Below are 20,297 nucleotides of genomic sequence, written 5' to 3' on the forward strand. Positions count from 1 at the left end.
GGAGAGACTTCATGTCCCAGCCCAAATATGTCCATGCCCTGAAAATTCCCGTACCGGCTCGCGAGGAGCTTGACGAAGGAACGCAGAAATATTTTGCGATATGTGACGAGAAACTCGGCATGGTGCCGAACGTATTGGCGGCCTACAGCTTCGATAATGCGAAACTCCGCGCTTTCTCAGATATGTATGGGGAGTTGATGCTGGGAGAGTCTGGCCTCTCGAAGCTGGAGCGGGAAATGATTGCCGTCGCGGTTTCCTCTGTCAATCAATGCTTTTACTGCCTGACGGCCCATGGCGCAGCGGTTCGGGAACTCTCGGGCGATCCGATCCTCGGGGAATTGATGGTGATGAACTACCGTGCGGCGGAACTGCCCGCAAACCAGCGCGCGATGCTTGATTTTGCCTACAAGCTGACCAAGACCCCGAACGAGATGGAGGAAAGCGACCGGCAAGCATTGCGTGATGCCGGCTGGACCGATCGCGATATCTGGGATATCTCCGCGACGGTCTCTTTTTATAATATGAGCAATCGCATGGCCATGGCCATCGACATGATGCCGAACGAGGAATATCACTCCCAGGCGCGCTAGATAGTTGTGACGGCTGCTGCGTTCCGGAACAGATCGGCGAGGAGGCGACCGGCGGGGCCGAGTTTTTCCGGCGCAGGAACAACGAGGTTGAGCGGCACAAGTAGTTCCAGCTTGTCGCGGGTGTTGAGAGGGCGGAGATCGCCATAGCTGATGTCTTTGTCGATCATATGGGCAGGAAGCCAGCAAAAGCCATGGCCCGCTTGTAGAATATCCCGTGCCTGATGAAAATCGCTCACCGTCCAGCGCTGCTCTGATTTCAGCCAACCGATTGACGTCGGTAGCTGCTGGTCTGTCCGGTCGCTGATGACAATCTGCAAATGGCGGTGCAGTTCACCGGTTTCGACCGGGGTCTTGTTAGTGACAAGCGGATGGCGTTTATGAGCATAAGGCGCCATTCTCACAGCCATCAGGGGGGAACCCAGAAATCCCTGTGGGACAATCGGGCTGACCACCAGATCGGCGGTGGCTCCGGTAATAGCCTCCACCGCGCCGTTCAGGATAACGCTGTCAACCTTTAGGCGGGTGCCCTGTCCCTGTTCATGAAACCGGGCGAGAACGTCAGCCAATAACCCCGGCGGATAGATCCCCTCTACTGCGGTGGTGATTTCCGTCTCCCAGCCTGCGCGGGCGGTTTTGGCAAGCTGTTCCAGCTCCTCCGCATCCTTAAGCAGCCGTTGGGAGCGCCGCCGCATCACCTCTCCGATAGGGGTGAGCTGAACTTTTTTGCCCGCCACGGTGAGCAATCTGACGCCGAGTTGGTCCTGTAGTTTTTGCACCGCGTGGTGAAGAGAGGAATGACTGCGGTTCAGCTTCTCCGCCGCCTGAAGATAGCCGCCATGGTCGATAACGGCATTAAAAACCTGCCATTGGGTGAGTGTCGTGGTCAGCATGTCTAAATTATAGACAATATATGCCGAAATTATTCAATTTATATTCTATAAATCCGACATATATTCTGCGAATAATTATTAACTGATGCTGGAGTTGATGACAATGCTAGAGAAACTGAACCCTTTGTTTGACCTTGCTGGCCGTATTTTTATCGCGGTCCTGTTCGTCCCTGCCGGTTTCGGCAAGATTACCGGCTATAGCGGGACAGCCGGATATATGGAATCTGTTGGTGTGCCGGGCATTCTGCTCCCGCTCGTGATTATTGTGGAACTTGGCGGCGGTCTTGCCATTCTCGCGGGCTGGCAGACGCGGATCTGGGCCTTCCTGCTCGCCGGATTTACCCTGGTGTCAGGGTTGCTCTTTCATCTCCAGCCAGAAGACCAGATGCAGATGATCATGTTTACCAAGAATATTGCCATCGCAGGCGGGCTCTTATTTCTCGTCGCCAATGGAGCGGGTGCTTATAGCCTCGATCGGCGATCAAAACAGGCTTAGACAAGCTTAATCATGGCGGGGACTGCGCCAGCCTGCGGCGAGCGCTTCAAGCTCGGAACAGAACCAGCGCTCCCCGTTATTTTCATTGATCCGCGTTGCGCTATACCACCGACTACCCGGTATATGATAGATTCTGCCGTTCTCGCTGATATTCCCTTTGATATTGCAGTCGGTACCCTCATGCGCGACCACTGTGGCAACGCTTTGATCCCGCCGCCATGCCCAGGGCATGCGGAAACTCCCCTGCCAGAGACCGAGACCGGCGGTTTTTGCCGCCGTTTCGTCCGGGGCGTATTTCGTTGAAAAGCGGCGATATGCAACGGCCCAGCCCGCACGAACCATTTCCGCGTTGAGATCACGATCTTTGAGATAGCAAGTGGCAATCAAGCGGCCATATCTGTCTCTTTCCTTTCCCTTGCATCGGAGGGATTGTGACCCGACAAGGCTTTTGAGATAGGCGCCAGCCTCTGTACCGCAGGCATAGCTTTCCGTTTGATCATTAAAGCAGGTCTGATCCGACTCCGGCGCATCAATCCCGTTCAAACGAATTCTCTCTCCGGCCAACCGGATCGTATCGCCATCAACCACATGGGCAGGGCCGTTCAACACACCGGTATAGGATGAATGGTTTTGGGTAGAGGGCATATCCGGCATCAGGCCAATTGCCGTTCCCGCAATAACGCTGATAACACCGATTGATGCAAACTGCACAAGACTGCCTTTCCGCTTATTCTCGCGCGCCCAGGGGGAGCGGAACTTAGTTTTGGGAAAGACGGACAAGCCGGGCTCCTTGTGAACGGAATTCTTGCAATCCGATCAATTTTGGAGCGTAAAAATTAAGAAATGGTAATAGCCCGGCGTGTTTTTTGCGGTTTAGCGTGTTTTGGAGGCTGCGTCTGTAAGGATATTGATCTCAGCGCCCTTTTTATGGGCGTTTTCCGAGATATGCCGCCGCCAGGCGCGCGCGCCGGGTCGCCCCTGAAAGAGGCCGAGCATATGCCGTGTGATGGAGTTGAGCGGTACGCCCGCCTTCATCTCCCGCGCCACATAGGGGAGCATTTGATCGATCACCTCGCGCCGCTCCGGGCTTTCGTCATCGGCGCCGTAGTGGCGCCGGTCGATCTCGGCGAGAAAATACGGGTTCTGATAGGCCTCCCGCCCGATCATCACGCCATCCACCTGCTGAAGATGGGCGTCAATCTCCTCATGGCTGGAAATCCCGCCATTGAGGATGATTTCCAGCTCCGGCATGTCCTGCTTCAACCGGTAGACGCGGTCATAATCGAGCGGCGGGATGGTGCGGTTCTCCTTCGGGCTCAGGCCCGTGAGCCAGGCCTTGCGGGCATGGATGATAAAGGTTTTGATGCCCGTCTCCGCCACCCGCTCGATAAAGCCCTTGAAATAGTCATAGCTGTCGAGATCGTCGATGCCGATGCGCGTCTTCACCGTGACGGGGAGGGAGGTTGCCCCCTGCATCGCCGCGACGCAATCCGCCACCGTCTCCGGCTCCGCCATCAGGCAGGCACCGAAGCGGCCGTTCTGCACCCGGTCGGACGGGCAGCCGACATTGAGATTGATCTCCTGATAGCCATAGTCTTCCGCGATTTCCGAACATTTGGCCAGCGCCTCCGGCTCACTCCCGCCGAGCTGCAGGGCAAGCGGCTGCTCCGCTGGATCGAAACGCAGAAAGCGATCCGTATCGCCAAACAGGATCGCCCCCGTCGTCACCATCTCCGTATAGAGAAGGGCGCGCGAGGAAATGAGGCGCAGGAAATACCGGTCATGCCGGTCCGTCCAGTCCATCATGGGCGCGATACTTATGGTGCGGTCTAGTTTGGTCACAGGGGCCTCAGTGTTCATTTCCGGTTTAGATATAGGGATATGAACCTAAAACCAAAGAAAAATTGATATTTAGCATTTTAAGATGGGGTGTAAGCGGCAAAAATTCTTGAGGAGTCGATCTATAGGCGCGCGTTAATGTCTGTTTACTGCAGATCAGCAGACGAGTTCATCCGATGCAAACTCGTCTGCTAATGACCTGAAGCAGTCGTCTGAAAAATGGAAATTTAGTGTATATTTTCGTAATATGTTATACGAAAATATGAGACACCATTACGTTCCACAATTTTTACTACGTGCATGGGCCAATGGCTCACTTGACGGAAAAGTCGAGGATATCCGGCTTGATTTGAATGGTTTTCCTTCTTCGCGACGAGCCCCTAAGTCAACAGGCTATAAAGATGATTTATATGCCCTGTCCAAGCCTGTTGTTGCTGGCATGAAGAGGCACGATATTGAAAAGATATTCTTAATGCAGGTTGATAATCTCGCAGCCAGAGCGCATCAGAAACTTGTTGAACACGGACTTAGATCATTAACAAATAGCGAGCGGTCTGACTGGGTCCGTTTCTTGATGTCTTTGCGCGTTCGTCAGCCAGATATTGTCCAGAAACTAAAAATTGAATCTGAGGAACAGTTGACCAAGACACTGGCACAGCAACCCGAAGAATATGATGTAATCTCTGAAAATGGTGATCCACCAACACTTGTTGAATGGACAGAGCAGCAATCACCTGGGCACATTGAAAATTTTGGCTTGTTGTTCTTTCATGAAATAGCAAGCAATCCTGAAGTCGGCGATAAAATTTTCAAAATGAAGTGGTGGCTTTGGGACTTTACAAATGTTTCCTTTGATCTGCTGTTAGGCGATCACCCTTGTGTTTTTACTAAGGGAATTGATGATCCAAACTTGATCATCGCGTTACCAATTTCTCCCAAGAAAGCATTTATGGCAACAAACTCAGAAGGCGTTGCTGCTACAATAAGGAAGCAAGTTCCTAAGCAACTTGCCATGCGTCTGAACGAGTCATCTCTTAATCAAGCTCGTGCTCGTATATACGCACGCAACACTTCTCCAAAGCGGTTCATTCAGAATCGAGCGCATTTCCGCTCAGAAGTAAAGATTTGCTAACTTTCTATGCTTTGATTAGGCCGTTCATCAAAGCATAACCCTTGCCCAACGCGTGCAATCGGCGCTACACTTCTTCGCAAAAAGGAGAAGAAAATGGGACAAACCCTTCAATCCACCACCGGCTTCAGTGTTAAACCGCTGGACAAGTCCTTCGGTGCTCTGGTGCGGGAGATCGATCTGCGCAGCATTGATGCGGCAACCTTTTACGATCTCTATCAGGCCTGGCTCACCTATGGCCTGCTGATCTTTCCGGGGCAGGGGCTCGGAAAATCCGAACAGGTGGCCTTTGCGCGGCGCTTCGGCGATCTGATCGAGGAGCTGAAGGCCGTCGAGATCAGTAATGTCAAGCCGGACGGCAGCCTGCGCGATGCGCCGGACGATGACATGATGAAGATCATCCGCGGCAATATGCACTGGCACCAGGACAGCACCTATATGCCGGTCCAGGCGAAGGGCGCGGTGTTCAGCGCCCATGTCGTGCCGAAGCGGCAGGGCGATACCGCCTTTGCCGATATGCGCGATGCCTATGATGCCCTCGATGAGGCGACGAAGGCGCGGATCAGCACGCTCTCGGCCTATCACTCCCTCGAATACAGTCAGCGGGCCGTGGGGGAGGAGACCAAGAAGGAAAACAGCGAATATATTGGCTATGGCATGAATGTGGGCGAGGTGCCGCTTCGCCCGCTGGTCAAGACGCACCCCGAAACGGGGCGCAAGGCGCTGGCCGTCGGACGTCATGCCTATGGCATTCCGGGCCTGACGGAGGCGGAATCGGAGGAGCTGATCGCGCGGCTTAACAATTTTGCGGTGGCCGACGAGCGGCGGATCTATCAGCACCGCTGGAGCGCCGGGGATATTGTCGTCTGGGATAACCGCTGCCTGATGCACCGCGCCTGCGAATGGGATTTCTCCGAACCGCGCATCATGCTGCATTCGCGCATCGCCGGCGACCCTGCGACTGAAATGGCCCTGTCACAGTAAATCTGCGCGTTATTTCACGCCCATGGAATCTCGTCTGTCCGGCTATTTTGCCGGGCAGGCAATCCAGGCGTTACTTCTAAAATAGTAGTCTGCCTCAGCGCGCCAGATTTTTCTGTAATAGATAACTGTGCGATTGATCTCCTTCTCTCTTGACCTAAATCAAAGCAATTGGTCGCGTAGCCAGTTAGATTGAATAATCTGAATTGATCACAGCAGGAGGCGGCATATGACCAAAAAATCCGATAAATCCATGAATGGTGAATTCCTTCAGCCAATAGGCATTCCTTTCAATATTGAGGCAATGGCTGGGATGAACCAGAAATTCTACAAGATGATGATGTCCTGCAATGAGGAAATCATGAATTTTGGCCGCAATCGGCTCAAAGAGGATTTGGACATGCCTCAGAAGCTCGCGGAATGCAAATCGCCGCAGGAAATGATGGGTGTCTGTCTTGGTTTTTATCAGACCGCATTCAAGCAATATACGGATGAGGCGGGGGAAATAACTCGCATCTACAGGGATATGGCCGCCGAAGCGCCGGAAATATTCAAGTCGATGCCAGAGTAGCGCTTATCGCGCTTGGTTCGGTAAACTTCCTGCGAATGTCGCGCCGCTACTGATATCGGGGGCGGCGATGGACATGTTATTTTCGAAAAATAGCTAGGTGGCTCCGGGCCTATTTCGGCATGTGCTGCATGTTTGCTTTGCCCCGCAATGCGACTTCCTGTAAAAGAGCGCAAACAGGAACAGATTCAAGCAGTTTTAGGAAGCAGCCGCCAAGATGACTCGCCACCTTATTACCTCCGCCTTACCCTATATCAATGGTGTCAAGCATTTGGGGAACCTGATCGGCTCTATGTTGCCGTCCGACCTCTATGCACGTTATCTGCGGGCGCGAGGAGAAGAGGTGCTGTTTATCTGCGCCACCGACGAGCATGGCACGCCTGCTGAACTCGCCGCCCGCGAAAAAGGACAGGATGTGGCGGAGTTCTGCGCGGAGCAACATAAGGTACAGGCCGATCTCGGCGCCGCATTCGATCTCACTTTCGATTATTTTGGCCGCTCGTCTTCTCCGCAGAATAAGGAATTGACCCAGCATTTCGGCAACAAGCTCTATGAGAATGGCTATATTGATGAGCGCGTGACACGGCAAGTCTATTCCATCGATGATGACCGCTTCCTGCCGGACCGCTATGTGGAGGGAACATGCCCGCATTGTGGCTATGATAAAGCGCGCGGCGATCAATGCGAGAATTGTACGCGGCTTCTCGATCCGACAGACCTGCTGGAGCCCCGCTCGGCGGTGTCGGGCAGCACCAATCTTGAAATCCGCGAGAGCAAGCATCTGTTCCTGCTACAGTCAAAGCTCGCCGATGAAATTCGCGTCTGGGTCAACCGTCATCAGGATTGGCCTGTACTCGTTTCCTCCATCGCGTTGAAATGGCTGGATGAGGGGCTACATGACCGTGGTATTACGCGTGACCTTAAATGGGGCGTACCGGTCGATCGGGCAGGGCTGGAGGATAAGGTTTATTATGTCTGGTTCGATGCGCCGATTGAATATATCGCGGCAACCAAGGAATGGGCCGATGAAGATCCATCAGGCCGAGACTGGAAAAGCTGGTGGTATGAGGCCGAGGATGTGCGTTATGTGCAGGTGATGGCGAAGGATAATGTGCCGTTTCATACGGTCACCTTTCCCGGTACTATCCTCGCCAGTCGTGAGCCCTGGAAGATGGTTGATTATATCAAGGGATTCAACTGGCTAAACTATTACGGCGGGAAATTCTCGACCAGTCAGAAGCGTGGCATTTTCATGTCAGACGCGATCGAGCTTCTGCCCTCCGACTATTGGCGCTATTACCTCCTCGCCAATGCACCGGAAACCTCTGATGCCAGTTTTACCTGGGATGGCTTTGCCGGCACGGTGAACAAGGATCTTGCTGATATCCTCGGAAATTTTGTCAATCGGACGTTGAAATTCTGCACATCCAAGTTTGGCGATCAACTCCCTGAAGGCGGGGAGGCGGGTGATGCGGAAGCGGCACTTGCCAAGGCACTGACCGAACGTCTGGACGCCTATAACACTCATATGGGAGAACTGCAGATTCGAAAGGCCATGCAGGAACTGCGGGCGATCTGGGCGCTTGGCAATGAGTATCTGACGGAGACAGCCCCGTGGACCGCCTTCAAGACCGATCCGGATGCTGCGGCGCAGTCCTTGCGCATCGCCATCAACCTTATTCGCATCTTTGCGGTATTAAGTGCCCCGGTCATTCCCAATGCCGCGCAGAAGATGGCGGCCTGCGTCGGTTTGACGCTTGGCGCAAACGATTGGATCGAGGGCGATATGATGACGGAACTGCAGACGCTGCAATCTGGACATGGTTTTGAAATTCCGGATGTCTTATTCCGTAAGATTTCTGACGATGAAGTTGCCGCTTGGGAAGAACGTTTCGGCGGAGTATCATAAGAAAACGGCCTGTATTCGGTCCTATTTTTCCGTGAATTTTATCCAAGTTAACTCTAGTTATTAACCGGGTTTTAAGGCCTATTCGCTACTCTTTTGCTTATTTTTGCAAAAGGATCGTTTAGCGATGACATTAGGCAAGCTTCTAAAACGCAGGATCCTGAACGCGTTTGCTCAGGATACCCTTGGCGCGACAGCAGTTGAGCTGGCGATGATCGCGCCTGTGCTGATTCTGGTGCTGGTCGGTATCATCGAGCTCAGCATGGCGATGTTCATCAATACGGTGGTAGAAGGCAGCCTGAAAGACGCCTCCCGCCTTGGCCTGACCGGACAGATCCAGGATGGCGCCAGCAATACTCAAGCCCTTGTCGATATGCTCAACGAAGCCTCTCTCGGACTTCTTGGGCTGACGACCGGTGATGTAACAACTCTCGTCTATGAAAACTTCTCCTATGTGGGGCAGGGCGAGGAATATACCGACTTGAACGGCGATGGCAGTTGGACTCCCGGCCCATACACCCATTCTGACGGCACGATTTATCCAGATGGTGAACCCTGGGTTGAGGTGAACGGCAACGGTGTTTATGACGAGGATTTCGGTGTTGCCGGGCTCGGCGCACAAGGAGATATCGTTCTCTATACTGTTGAGTATAACTGGAATTTCCTCAGCGGTCAGGTCATCCCGATCCTGGAGGGAGTTATTCCCATGCATGCATCCATTGTGGTGCGAAACGAACCTTATTAATACGCTATTACCTTCAACTGAGGTCTAATATGAAGCGTTTACTTAAATCTACTGGCAGTCGAATGCTCGGCCATATCGGCGAGTTTATCCGTAACCATCGTGGCGTGGCCATGGCGGAATTTGCTTTGATGCTGCCGGTGTTGATGCTCCTCACCGCGGGCAGTTTTGAAGTCGCACGCTATGCCCTGATGACGCAGAAATTGGATCGGATCGCGGCAACGCTATCGGATTTGATCGCGCGATCGACTATTGAGGATATCACTGAGGTTGAAATCTCCAACATTATCGATTCTGCGCTTTATATGGCGCAACCATTTGATATTTCTGGTGATAACATGATTATCCTGACGTCGGTTCAGGGTCGAGCCGGGGAAGCACCGGAAATTCTCAGCCAGCGGGTTTCTGGATCAATTACTGGCTACAGCAGTAATATTGGTGACACAGTTGGTGGTGACGCGAGCCTGCCATCGGCCTTTCCTGATGCTGGCTCTGGCGAGACATTGGCAGATGGGGAGACCTTGATCATTGCTGAGATCTACTATGACTATAATCCCTATCTCATAGGTGAAATCGGATTTTTTGGGGATATGATGCTGCGGGCGCGTGCCTATTTCCGGCCTCGATTTACCGACACGATCACCTTCCCGGCATCACCGTAGACAAAAAAATTCTCTAAAGCATATGCTTGTCCAACAAGGCCGCCCTATATCATGGGGCGGCCATTTTATTGCTTATTGCTGCGCGCCCGGACGGTGCGTCCGAATGCATACAAAACCACATGGCGTGAAGAAGCAAACCGACGGCAGAGTATATCTGCCCTCTCCGGAACAGTGCGATGATTTTGAGTGGAGCTACCAGAGGGCCCACGCACGCACCCGTGGGGAGAGGCGGTGGATGGAGGCAGAAGGAGGAGTGGAGTGCTGTCTCTGAGGACCAACTGATGCAAAGGCCACCCGTGCCTGGATGTGCGAAAAAAAAGAGCGGTGGCCAAAACCACCGCTCCTTAATTTGGAGTATCTCTGTTTATTTCGAGATACGCAGGTTACTAAGTTCCTCACCGATGGTGTTGAAGTTGTCAGCGAGCTCGTCTGCAGATGTTGCGACAAACGCATGCTTGGGCGATGTGGCGCAGTCTCTCATCATGGTGGAGTTTCCGTCTACAAGCAGCACTGTATAGACTATAACCCCGGCACTTTTCATCGCCGAACAGGTCGCGAGAACCTTGTCGTCAACTATATCTGGATAGCTCGAATAGCTACTGCTGTTGAGAGCACTTTGTCTGAGAAAGCCTCGATAATCATATTTGCTTGTTGAAGGAGTTGTGTCGAAAAGCTCCTGGCGCGCATATGCATGATAAATATCATAAGAGTTACTATTCGTGCCGAGTGTGTTGAGCCCATCTGTCATCAGGACAACAACTTTATCCATAAACTCTTCGCCATAGTTGAGCGGCAGTGCGGAATACCCCGTCGGAAGATTTAGGGTTGATGAACCATACCATTCACCGCGCCAGTGTGGAGAGAGTGCACGCCAACCCCAAACCATGCCTAAGTTAACGGCCGTGCCGCCGTTCGCATCCATGGAATCAATATGAGATTTGATTGTACTCTTTTCGGCTGTGAGCGGTAGAACCTTGCTTGTCGGGCAATATTTATTCGGACCGGTAGAAGAGCCAACGGAGTAATAATTACCCTTACTGGATTTATACTTCTTCCAGTCATTGTTTGTTTCGCTGTCCCCACCACTGTTATCGCCATGGAAATCGTTATCCGAATCCCGGAAATAGTCATTCCAGAAATAGGGTACGAAATCGTCATCCGGCGGGTCATCGGACGTATCGACCGTCCCACCAAGAAGATGATCCCGCATTTCGACGCAGCCTTCCCAGCCATAGACAGTGTCGTTAACACCATCGCCCGTGACATCGCGGCCAAGGGTCGTATTCGACGAATCCTGGGTAAAGATGCTTGCCGAGTTGCTGGTGAGGTTTGTTTTATAGCTGTTTTTTAGCCAGTCTATATTCTGTGGCCCCACATTAACGGCCATCGTATAGGGAACGATACCAACCCAAAGTTTATCCTTGGTTTCATCGTTGCCGTAGAGAATATCTACAAGGTTTTTTGCGGCCGATTTCAGTTCCGTCATGCGCGTACTGCCGCTGAGGTAAGAATCCATTGATCCTGTGTTATCCAGGACCAATACAAGCTCCATCCCGCGGTTGTCGCGTTTGATTTCGGTCACGGCGCCGACGGCAAGCGAAGGCTGACCCAATACGTTCATAAAAGTCGTACCCAAGTCTGCGCGAACATTGAGCGAAATATTCTCTCGTGTCGAATCCCAGGTGACTGTTGATGAATCCATTGTTATCGTGGAGGTGCCCATAAAGCCCGATGGGAAGTTTGCGTCGAAATATTTCTGTGCATCGGCGTAAATTTCTGCATCCGTAGGCGCAAAGATATTCCGTCCTACGGCGAGACCAGCCGCATCCAGGGCTGTGGATAGCTTCGATTTCAGGACATATGCACGCCCCAGATCGATTGAAAGGCCGATTGCCCCGAAAAGAGGGATTGCCAGAAATGCAATAATTACGGCAGACACGCCTTGGTTGTTCTTGGAAAAGCGCGTGATGAACCGTCGTAATGAATCGAATGAATATTTTTTACTCATGCTGACACCATGCAATCAAAATAAATTTTGCTGCTTATCAACATCGGGCAAAAATTTTAAGAATTCATTAATTTAATAACTGAATTTCAGTAAAATTATTTTAATTATTTATAATATTTCCAAGTTTAATCGTTGTTATACAATATTTTATAGTATGAATTATGAAATTTAGAAATATTAAATAAATAAAATGAAAAATTTAAGTATTCATACGAAGTTATTATTTTTTTATGCAAAATTTTACCTTTTATTCATTGTTCGTAGGTCAAAAAAATTAATTCCTTTAACTATTGATTAATGAATTGGGGTTTAAATGACCTCCAAGGCGCGAGGCAAGACGAACTTGGGAAGCGCTTTAACTTTAAGGGGCTTTTCAGGTTGCGGGTTCAACGCGGGCTAAAAAGTCTGGATACCTAAAGGGTCTTGAAAACCTGGCGGGACTACAACCAAGTTTTGTTTAGTGTCAGGATTAAAGTCCTGAATTTTAGGAGACTCAAAATGATTAAAGTAATCCGTTCTTTTGTAACAGACGAGTCTGGTGCTACGGCTATTGAATATGGTCTGATCGCTGCCCTCGTCGCTCTTGTTGGTGTTGTTGCTTTTACAGCTCTCGGTGACACGATCGTTGGTGCATTCGACGACATCGCAGAAGCTCTCTGCACAGGTACTGGCGGTACTTATACTGCTTCTGTTACTGGTGCAAACGCTGCAGCTGGTTCTTGCAGCTAATTTAGCTATTCGGAGCGGGACGCCGGTTCGCCGGCGTCCCCTTCATCCAGGCCTAAAGGCTTGGGCCGTATTGCCACGATAGATATCGAAATAGTAATCTGGAGGTAGGTATGGTTCACGTAGCAAGTTTTTTTAACGACGAGACCGGTGCCACCGCCATTGAATACGGTTTGATTGCCGCCCTCGTATCTATCGCTGCTGTTGTGGCCTTTGGTTCAACCGGCGAAACAATCCTTGAAGCCTTCACCGGTATAACCGAGGATTTCTGTGTTGCCATTGGTGGAAATTTTTCTCTTTCCAACGACGGTCTCAACAGCTGTTCTTAATCCCATTCGGATTTTCCCAATCCTTTCAAACACAGTTTAAACATCTTGACGCTTTCGTGGCGTCTTTTATCCAAATACCTCTAATTTTATACTATTTTTGCGGGCATTTTAGGAGCTTTCCGATGTGTCATCTAATCTGGAAATCTTCGAGATTTTGCCTTTAAAACACCACGAATTTAACCGGAAATTAATGTCTTCAGGTCTAAGCTACCCGATATTTGAAATCTGATGGATTTAATATCATGGCGCGAAAATTAATACTGATCGTTTTTGCATTACTTATTACCGGATCAACTGTTTGGTTTGTGCGCAATTGGGCTGGCCAGCGAACTACAGCGCCCGAAACTGCTGCGCTTGTTGAGACTCAGCCAGTACAACAGAACATAAGAATTCTTGTTGCGGCAACAGAACTTCCCGCTGGAACACTCGTGCAGGAACAGCATTTGAAGTGGCAGGCCTGGCCCGAAGACGATGATATCGAGGATCTCTACATTGTAGAAGATTCAGAAGAGCGTTCACTTGAAGATTTTATCGGCACTGTCGTCCGACATGGCGTTGCCGCAGGTGAGCCAGTTACTGATTCACGCATGGTGAAACCGGGCCAGAGCGGCTTCCTCGCCGCAGTCCTAAGCCCAGGCAAGCGCGCTGTTTCCATCCCTGTTGATGTTACATCGGGTATTGCCGGATTCGTTTTTCCGGGTGATCGCGTTGATGTCATCTTGACCCATGCTCTTGTTCAGGAATCCGAAGTTGAAGGCGAAACAAGTGCCCCGCGCCGGGCCAGTGAGACGATCCTGACGGATGTTCGGGTTGTGGCCATGGATCAGACAACCAACGATCAGGCGCAGGAGGCCTCCGTTCGTCGCGTCGCCACATTGGAAGTCTCGCCAAAGGGTGCGGAAATTGTCGCGGTTGCCAAGGAATTAGGTGGCTTGTCTCTGTCTCTGCGTGCACTCGCACGTATAGACGATGAAGCGAAAAGTAAAGACGGAACAGTGGCCTTCAAGGCCGAACGTGGCCGCGGCCATACCTGGGATAGCGAGGCAAGTCGCCTCATTACCGGCGAAACCCCGCGGACCGGTATTCCGACAACAGTCATCAATGTCGTACGTGCTGGCCAAGCCAAGCAGAAGTTGTTCGACTAAGGAGTAATTTCGATGCTGACCAGACTATTACAACCGTTGGCCGTACTTGGGCTGGGATTGATGTTAGCCGTAGGTGCTCCAACACAAATCCAGGCTGCACAGGTTATTAATTCCAAGGGTGATATTCTCGCCTTGACCCTGAATTCAGGGAAGCTTGTTCAGTTGGATCAACCGGCCGTCTCCGTTTTTGTCGGAAATCCGGAGCTTGCCGACGTGCAGGTTCAGTCACCGACAATTATATACGTATTCGGGAAAGGCACGGGCAGCACAAATTTGTTTGCTCTAGATGCCAAGGGCCGGGTTCTGCTCAACTCGCCGATTTCCATTACCCATGATGTGACCTCTTTGAATGACGCCCTTCAAGGTATTAGCCCTTATGGTGGCCTAGTGGCGCGCTCTACCCCCACCGGCATTATGCTGACCGGGCGAGTGAAATCAGCGGCCCAGGCAGAGGATGCCCGTCGGATGGCGGCGCTTTATCTCGGCGGTGGAACAGTCTTTAACCGGATCGAGGTGGCCGGCGCGATGCAGGTTAACCTGCGCGTTCGGATCGCAGAGGTTTCGCGTTCTGTCACGAAGCAGTTTGGTGTGAACTGGGAAGTTTTCGGCCGTATTGGTGATGCCTTCCTTGGCATTGCGACACCGACCGATATTGCGGGATCTGCTGCGACCGGCATTACTCGGCTTGGTACCGGTACAAACTTCGTTTCAGGCTATAGTGATAACAATGTTGATATATTGAATGTTATCGATGCCCTTGATGAAGAGGGTTTACTTACTATTCTGGCGGAACCCAACCTGACAGCTCTTTCCGGAGAGACGGCAAAGTTTCTTGCTGGTGGTGAATTCCCAATCCCTGTTCCACAGGAAGATGGTGCGATTACTGTTCAGTATAAGCCATTTGGTGTATCTCTTGAATTCAAGCCGACAATTGTTGATGACAATCTGATCAATCTGCAGGTTAAGCCGGAAGTCAGCCAGCTTTCATCGCAATCCGCCATTAATGTTGGTGGCTCGTTTATCCAGTCACTGTTGACACGCCGTGCGGAGACCACAGTGGAACTGTCAAGCGGACAGAGTTTTGCTATCGGCGGACTGCTGAGCAGCGACGGCGACAATAATATTTCTAAAACACCATTCCTTGGGGACATTCCGATTTTGGGGGCACTTTTCCGGTCTTCTTCCTTTCAGAGGAACGAGACGGAGTTGCTGATTATCGTGACCCCATATCTCGTGAAGCCTAGCAATTCCCGGATTGCTGAGCCGACAGATGGCTACATTCCACCAACGGACAATGATCTATACGTACAAGGTGAGAATTTCCGTCCTACTTTGGGCGCAAATGCTCCGACGAAGGACGGACGGGATACTGCCGCTGCGGCGCCGCCGTCTGATGTCAAGCTTGCTGGCCCTGCTGGCTTTATCCTGGAGTAAATTTGATGAAACAGAATTTGTTTAAAAAATCTGCAACGCTGGCCGGCCTAATGGGGATGCTTATGTTGACCGCATCTTGCACATCGCCGGAGGGTCTGTTCGGCGGCCATGATAATACGGCCACTCCCGAAAAAGCGAAACTGGAAAAGAAAATCACTGTCAGTGAGCTTACACCGACAATTATCGTTGATTTCGAATCTGGTCGCGGCAGCCTTGCCGATATGGAAAAAGGCAAGTTACTCGGTTTTATAGAAGCTCAGGATATCGAGTTCGGTGAAACGGTAGAGGTTGAATTTCCGAAATCTCAGGGCAGCAGTGGTCTAAGCGAACAACGTTTCGCCGAAGTGGCCACATTTCTGCAGGACCAGGGATTTTCTGTTGAGCCACGTGCAACAAAGGAAAATGCAGCTAATTCATTGCGCGTGTATTTCGTGAAATATGTCGCGACGGTTGATCCGAATTGCCAGAAGGGTTGGTACAAGCCGGAAGGCTTAGCGTACGAAAACCTGCCACTCCCTTATATGGGATGCGCGAATGCGGATGCTTTGGCGGGCATGATCGCCAATCCACGTGATTTGGTCGATCCGGCAAATGAAAGCTCCGCAATTGGCGAACGGGCAGCGAAAGCGGTTGAACAATACCGGGCCGGAGCGGCAGGTTCTGCCGCCGCTTCTAGCGATTAAGGGAGTCACAGGAAATGGCTAAATCATCATCATTGAGTACGCTTTTCGGCAATGCTGTTTGCGAAGAGTATATGGGCTTCCTTGAGGATGAAAAATCCCTGGAAGTCAGCCGAGAAGTTTGCAAGGCGCTTGAATACTCGGCCGATGCAACACTCGACGGGGGTATCACTGCGGCGCTGAATCGGATTGAACCTGGAAATTCACCGAAAGTCGTGCTCGCGGATATTACCAAAAGCATGGATCCGGACGGTGACATTACGCGGCTGATCCGGAAAATGGGCCCGGATAATACCTTGATTGTTTTGGGCGCATCCAACGACGTTGGTGAATTTCGTAAAATGATTGCTCTCGGTGCAAAGGACTATCTGGTCAAGCCATTAACGGCGGATGTCCTGAAAGACGCTGTTGAGAACGTAGATCGTCAGTCGCAGGCCCTCCATGCCGCCCAGAGTGGCAAGCTGACCGTTGTAGTTGGTGTACGCGGTGGTGTTGGAGCGACGACAATTGCAACAAACCTCGCCTGGATTATGGCAAACGAGGAAAAGCTGCCGACCGCGCTGATGGATATGGATCTGCATTTCGGAACCACGACCTTGTCGCTGGATCTCGAAACAGGTGGTGGGTTTCGGGAAGCTCTCGAAAATCCGCATCGTCTCGACAAACTGTTCCTTGATAGTGCCATTGTTAAAGATGGCGATAGGCTTGCGGTACTCGGTACAGAGGAGCCAATTGATGAACTTATTGAAGTAAATGAAGAATCAATCGATGCATTGATCGGCGAAATCAGCCAGGACTACAATCAGGTCATTGTTGATATGCCGCGACATCTCTTGCCGACGCAAGGGTCACTTCTGGCTTCTGCAGATACGGTAATTCTCGTGTCCGATCAATCTCTTGCAGGTATTCGGGATATCAATCGAATCACCCAGGCGATGACGACGCTACAGACTAAGGGACGGATACTAAAAGTTGTCAGCCGGGTTGGTTCGGACCGTGCGGCACAAGTTTCCAAAGCGGACTTTGAACGCGGCCTCAACGAAGAGGTTGATTATGTCGTGCCGGAGGATGCAAAAACCCTGACAATCTGTGCCAACGCGGGCAAAGCCATTGGTGAAGTGGCTGTAAAATCGGCGATTGCCAAGGTTCTGCAGGAACTCGCAGCGGATGTTTCCGGATTTGAAAAACCAAAAAAGAAGGGACTTTTCACAATGGTCCCGGGCGGCAAAGCTAAGAAAAAGAAAGAAGTGGGACCTAAAGAGTGAGTTTATGGCGTTCATCATCGGGAAGTAAAGGCAAGCCAGCTTCGGTCGCCCCGAGCGCTGACGGCTCGAAATCCGTTGATCTTTTGGCGAAGTTTTCGCCAGAGATCGCGGAAAAACTGCTGCCCGAAATTGATGTTAACGAGAATAAATCCACTGTTGCACAGATGGTCAAGGCGTATATTCGTGAAGCGATGACGCGTGAAAAGGTCGATCTGAATGTCCTTGAGCAAAGAAACCTGGTTAATGACCTTACTCAGTCAGTGTGGTTGGAACTCGACAAGAAAAAACAATCTCTGTCGTCCGTACCCGCCCCCGAGACATCCGCGTTGGAAGCCGACGATGGATCCGCAATCGAAGTAAATGGGAGTGGCGAGAGTTCAGCCTATACCCAGATCGTGGAAGAGGGTGTTACTGTTTTCGGCGCCGACCCGGAAGCACCGGTTGAGGTTAATGCTAAATTTGACCAGCCCCAGAATGTTGGAAAGTTGCTGTCCGACATGGATAGTGATGACGATGAGGAAATCGAACCCGTCGTACCTCTCGCCAAAACAGAAGAAGACGAAGAAGAGCCGGACGAGAACGATAAATCATCGACGCTCTTAAACATAGATATGACGCCGGAGACCACGGGCACCAAGATGAACAAACATCTTGAGACCGTAAAGGAAGTGGTGCAGCCGCTGTTGATGGAACGTATCGATATCAGTGCTGCCGTGACCATGGATCGTCTGGATCTGGCGCGCGATATTTCCGATATTATCACCGACATCCTGATCGAGGAACGTATTCAGCTTAATCAACGCGAACAGCGTGAATTGGCTGAAAGCCTGATGCACGACATGCTCGGCCTTGGTCCGTTGGAGCCGCTGCTGGCAGATGAGACAATTACAGATATCATGGTCAATGGACCAAAACAGGTCTATGTGGAACAGAAAGGCAAGTTGGTACTCTCTGATTGCCAGTTCCGTGACAACGCCCATGTGTTGCAGGTCGCGGGTCGGATCGTCAGTCATGTTGGACGACGGATTGATGAATCGAATCCTCTGGTCGATGCACGTTTGGCCGATGGTAGTCGTGTTAATATTATCATTCCGCCGCTCGCTATTGATGGCCCGTCCATCTCAATTCGTAAGTTTGCGAAACAGAAAATCACTCTTGACGTGATGGAGAAGACGCAAAACTTGTCGCACGCCATGGCAACGGTTCTTAAAGTTGCTGGTCGGTCACGGCTGAATATTCTGATCTCTGGCGGTACCGGCTCCGGTAAAACCACTATGCTGAACGCAATTTCGCAGCTGATTGATCCGGGGGAACGTATTGTTACCATTGAGGACGCGGCCGAGCTACAACTGCAGCAGCCACATGTCGTCCGTCTTGAGACCCGCTCCGCCAACCTGGAAGGGGGCGGTGAAATTGCCATGCGGGACCTCTTGAAGAACTCCCTGCGTATGCGCCCAGACCGTATTATTCTAGGTGAAATTCGTGGTAGCGAAGCAATTGACATGTTGCAGGCCATGAACACGGGCCATGACGGATCACTCTCCACCATCCATGCTAACCGCCCGCGTGAGGCGCTGACCCGGCTTGAAAACATGGTGGGAATGTCGAGCGTTAATCTGCCGGCAAAGGCAGTGCGCACCCAGATTGCCTCCGCTATCGACCTGATCGTCCAGATCAGTCGCATGCGCGATGGTGTCCGGCGCGTGACTTATATTTCTGAAGTTGTGGGCATGGAAGAAGACGTGATCACGATGCAGGATCTCTTCTGGTACGAATTCCAGGGTGAAGATAAGGGCGGCCGTCTGCTTGGCGATTTCAAGTCAACTGGATTGCGTCCGCATTTTGCACCGCGCGCGGGTTATTTTGGCCTTGAGAAGATGCTTTTGGGAGCCATGTGATGTTTGAAACTGCCGGATCGGGAGATCTGATAACCATGATGCTGGTCGTTGGTGGCGCGACGCTTCTTATCTCCCTGCTGTTGGTGTTTGCCTTTACCGGTGGGGATAACCATTCACGCGAATCCAGTCGGCGTCTCGCTGAAATCGCCCAAGGCCAGAAGCCAATGGGCAAAACGAAAGCGCGCAGCTCTGCACGCCGGACCGAGGATACCAGCGGATTCAAAATTCTCGATAGCATGATCCGGACACTTGTCCCTAAACCGGATCAGTTGAAAGTCCGGCTTGAGAAAACCGGCCTTAATATTCCGATACCTCGATATGCGACCTTAACCGGTGTTTTGGTTCTCTCGATCATTCTTGCATCGCATTATCTATATGATATGTCGATGTTTCTGGCGATCCCGGTGGGCCTCGCGTCAGGCCTGTTTCTACCGCATTTTATCGTCGGTTATCTCGGCAAGCGGCGGATTAACAAGTTTATGAAAACTTTCCCAGAGGCGATTGAGCTTTTATGCCGGGGCCTACGCGCTGGTCTGCCAATCAGTGAAGCCATCGTCACCGTCGGTAATGACGCGCCTGATCCGGTGGGTAAAGAATTTCGCGGCGTCGCAGATGCCATGCGGGTGGGGCAAAGCCTTGAAAGTGGCCTGTGGAATGTTGCGCGGCGGATTGATTTGCCGGATTTCAAATTTCTGATCATCGCAATTTCCATTCAACGGGAGACCGGTGGTAACCTGGCCGAAACGCTGAGCGGGCTTGCTAATACCTTGCGCAAGCGGCGTCAAATTAAGCTCAAAATCAAAGCAATGTCCTCAGAAGCTCGTGCCAGTGCCTGGATTATCGGCTCCCTACCTTTCATCATGTTCGGTCTGCTTTGGCTCGCGAATGAAGGCTATGTTGGAACGCTGCTCACGGATCCACGCGGTATGTATTTGATCGGTGCCGGTCTCGGTATGATCGGTTCGGGCGTTGGTGTGATGGCCAAGATGGTCCGCTTCGAGATTTAGGA

Annotated in this window: 20 protein-coding genes; 16 read left to right on the forward strand and 4 right to left on the reverse strand. The window is 51.4% G+C overall.

The window, feature by feature from the left end:
- Window positions 1-11 precede the first annotated feature (11 nt).
- On the forward strand, window positions 12-590 hold the full coding sequence (locus LKE13_RS12650; RefSeq protein WP_227951733.1) for a peroxidase-related enzyme: 579 nt from the start codon (window positions 12-14) through the stop codon (window positions 588-590).
- On the opposite strand, the gene LKE13_RS12655 is transcribed toward LKE13_RS12650, so the two are convergent.
- Complete coding sequence (locus LKE13_RS12655) at window positions 587-1,480, reverse strand: LysR family transcriptional regulator (protein WP_227951734.1); 894 nt, start codon at window positions 1,478-1,480, stop codon at window positions 587-589. The genes LKE13_RS12650 and LKE13_RS12655 overlap by 4 nt on opposite strands.
- 103 nt (window positions 1,481-1,583) lie before the next feature.
- Here LKE13_RS12655 and LKE13_RS12660 point away from each other — a divergent pair, with 103 nt between their 5' ends.
- Complete coding sequence (locus LKE13_RS12660; RefSeq protein WP_227951735.1) at window positions 1,584-1,976, forward strand: DoxX family protein; 393 nt, start codon at window positions 1,584-1,586, stop codon at window positions 1,974-1,976.
- 6 nt (window positions 1,977-1,982) lie between these two features.
- On the opposite strand, the gene LKE13_RS12665 is transcribed toward LKE13_RS12660, so the two are convergent.
- The gene (locus tag LKE13_RS12665) at window positions 1,983-2,756 is read right to left on the reverse strand and encodes a thermonuclease family protein (RefSeq protein ID WP_227951736.1); all 774 of its coding nucleotides are present in this window, start codon (window positions 2,754-2,756) and stop codon (window positions 1,983-1,985) included.
- A 93-nt stretch (window positions 2,757-2,849) separates the two neighbouring features.
- Complete coding sequence (gene dusA, locus LKE13_RS12670; RefSeq protein WP_227951737.1) at window positions 2,850-3,836, reverse strand: tRNA dihydrouridine(20/20a) synthase DusA; 987 nt, start codon at window positions 3,834-3,836, stop codon at window positions 2,850-2,852.
- A 226-nt stretch (window positions 3,837-4,062) separates the two neighbouring features.
- On the opposite strand from dusA, the gene LKE13_RS12675 reads away from it, so the two are divergent.
- The 6 genes from LKE13_RS12675 to LKE13_RS12700 all read left to right on the forward strand — a co-directional run bounded on the left by LKE13_RS12675 (window position 4,063) and on the right by LKE13_RS12700 (window position 9,803).
- Window positions 4,063-4,947, forward strand: coding sequence for a DUF4238 domain-containing protein (locus LKE13_RS12675; RefSeq protein ID WP_227951738.1), 885 nt, complete (start codon window positions 4,063-4,065; stop codon window positions 4,945-4,947).
- 93 nt (window positions 4,948-5,040) lie between these two features.
- Window positions 5,041-5,928, forward strand: a complete 888-nt coding sequence (locus LKE13_RS12680; protein ID WP_227951739.1) for a TauD/TfdA dioxygenase family protein — start codon at window positions 5,041-5,043, stop codon at window positions 5,926-5,928.
- Between the two features lie 226 nt (window positions 5,929-6,154).
- Window positions 6,155-6,496, forward strand: coding sequence for a phasin family protein (locus tag LKE13_RS12685; protein WP_227951740.1), 342 nt, complete (start codon window positions 6,155-6,157; stop codon window positions 6,494-6,496).
- Between the two features lie 214 nt (window positions 6,497-6,710).
- On the forward strand, window positions 6,711-8,402 hold the full coding sequence (metG, locus tag LKE13_RS12690; protein ID WP_227951741.1) for a methionine--tRNA ligase: 1,692 nt from the start codon (window positions 6,711-6,713) through the stop codon (window positions 8,400-8,402).
- Window positions 8,403-8,526: 124 nt separating this feature from the next.
- Window positions 8,527-9,144 (forward strand): TadE/TadG family type IV pilus assembly protein, encoded by a 618-nt coding sequence (locus LKE13_RS12695; protein ID WP_227951742.1) that lies wholly within the window; start codon window positions 8,527-8,529, stop codon window positions 9,142-9,144.
- Window positions 9,145-9,173: 29 nt separating this feature from the next.
- Window positions 9,174-9,803, forward strand: a complete 630-nt coding sequence (locus tag LKE13_RS12700; protein ID WP_227951743.1) for a TadE/TadG family type IV pilus assembly protein — start codon at window positions 9,174-9,176, stop codon at window positions 9,801-9,803.
- A gap of 364 nt (window positions 9,804-10,167) precedes the next feature.
- On the opposite strand, the gene LKE13_RS12705 is transcribed toward LKE13_RS12700, so the two are convergent.
- Complete coding sequence (locus LKE13_RS12705) at window positions 10,168-11,811, reverse strand: TadE/TadG family type IV pilus assembly protein (RefSeq protein ID WP_227951744.1); 1,644 nt, start codon at window positions 11,809-11,811, stop codon at window positions 10,168-10,170.
- A 498-nt stretch (window positions 11,812-12,309) separates the two neighbouring features.
- Between LKE13_RS12705 and LKE13_RS12710 the strand changes: the two genes are divergently transcribed.
- The 8 genes from LKE13_RS12710 (at window position 12,310) to LKE13_RS12745 (ending at window position 20,295) form a co-directional block, all read left to right on the forward strand.
- Entirely contained in the window at window positions 12,310-12,540 is a 231-nt protein-coding gene (locus LKE13_RS12710) for a Flp family type IVb pilin (RefSeq protein ID WP_227951745.1), read from the forward strand.
- Window positions 12,541-12,650: 110 nt separating this feature from the next.
- The gene (locus LKE13_RS12715; protein ID WP_227951746.1) at window positions 12,651-12,866 is read left to right on the forward strand and encodes a Flp family type IVb pilin; all 216 of its coding nucleotides are present in this window, start codon (window positions 12,651-12,653) and stop codon (window positions 12,864-12,866) included.
- 242 nt (window positions 12,867-13,108) lie between these two features.
- Complete coding sequence (gene cpaB, locus LKE13_RS12720) at window positions 13,109-14,011, forward strand: Flp pilus assembly protein CpaB (RefSeq protein WP_227951747.1); 903 nt, start codon at window positions 13,109-13,111, stop codon at window positions 14,009-14,011.
- Window positions 14,012-14,023: 12 nt separating this feature from the next.
- Window positions 14,024-15,445 carry a type II and III secretion system protein family protein gene (locus LKE13_RS12725; RefSeq protein WP_227951748.1) on the forward strand — a complete coding sequence of 474 codons (1,422 nt, stop codon included), beginning with the start codon at window positions 14,024-14,026 and terminating at the stop codon, window positions 15,443-15,445.
- A 5-nt stretch (window positions 15,446-15,450) separates the two neighbouring features.
- The gene (locus tag LKE13_RS12730) at window positions 15,451-16,128 is read left to right on the forward strand and encodes a CpaD family pilus assembly lipoprotein (protein ID WP_227951749.1); all 678 of its coding nucleotides are present in this window, start codon (window positions 15,451-15,453) and stop codon (window positions 16,126-16,128) included.
- Between the two features lie 14 nt (window positions 16,129-16,142).
- Window positions 16,143-17,390 carry an AAA family ATPase gene (locus tag LKE13_RS12735; protein ID WP_227951750.1) on the forward strand — a complete coding sequence of 416 codons (1,248 nt, stop codon included), beginning with the start codon at window positions 16,143-16,145 and terminating at the stop codon, window positions 17,388-17,390.
- Window positions 17,387-19,288 carry a CpaF family protein gene (locus tag LKE13_RS18780; protein WP_227951751.1) on the forward strand — a complete coding sequence of 634 codons (1,902 nt, stop codon included), beginning with the start codon at window positions 17,387-17,389 and terminating at the stop codon, window positions 19,286-19,288. Before LKE13_RS12735 ends, LKE13_RS18780 begins: the two co-directional genes overlap by 4 nt.
- Window positions 19,288-20,295, forward strand: a complete 1,008-nt coding sequence (locus LKE13_RS12745) for a type II secretion system F family protein (protein ID WP_227951752.1) — start codon at window positions 19,288-19,290, stop codon at window positions 20,293-20,295. Before LKE13_RS18780 ends, LKE13_RS12745 begins: the two co-directional genes overlap by 1 nt.
- Window positions 20,296-20,297: the final 2 nt, after the last annotated feature.

Origin of the sequence: Sneathiella sp. HT1-7 (genome assembly GCF_020731145.1) — a bacterium.
Lineage (GTDB): Bacteria > Pseudomonadota > Alphaproteobacteria > Sneathiellales > Sneathiellaceae > Sneathiella.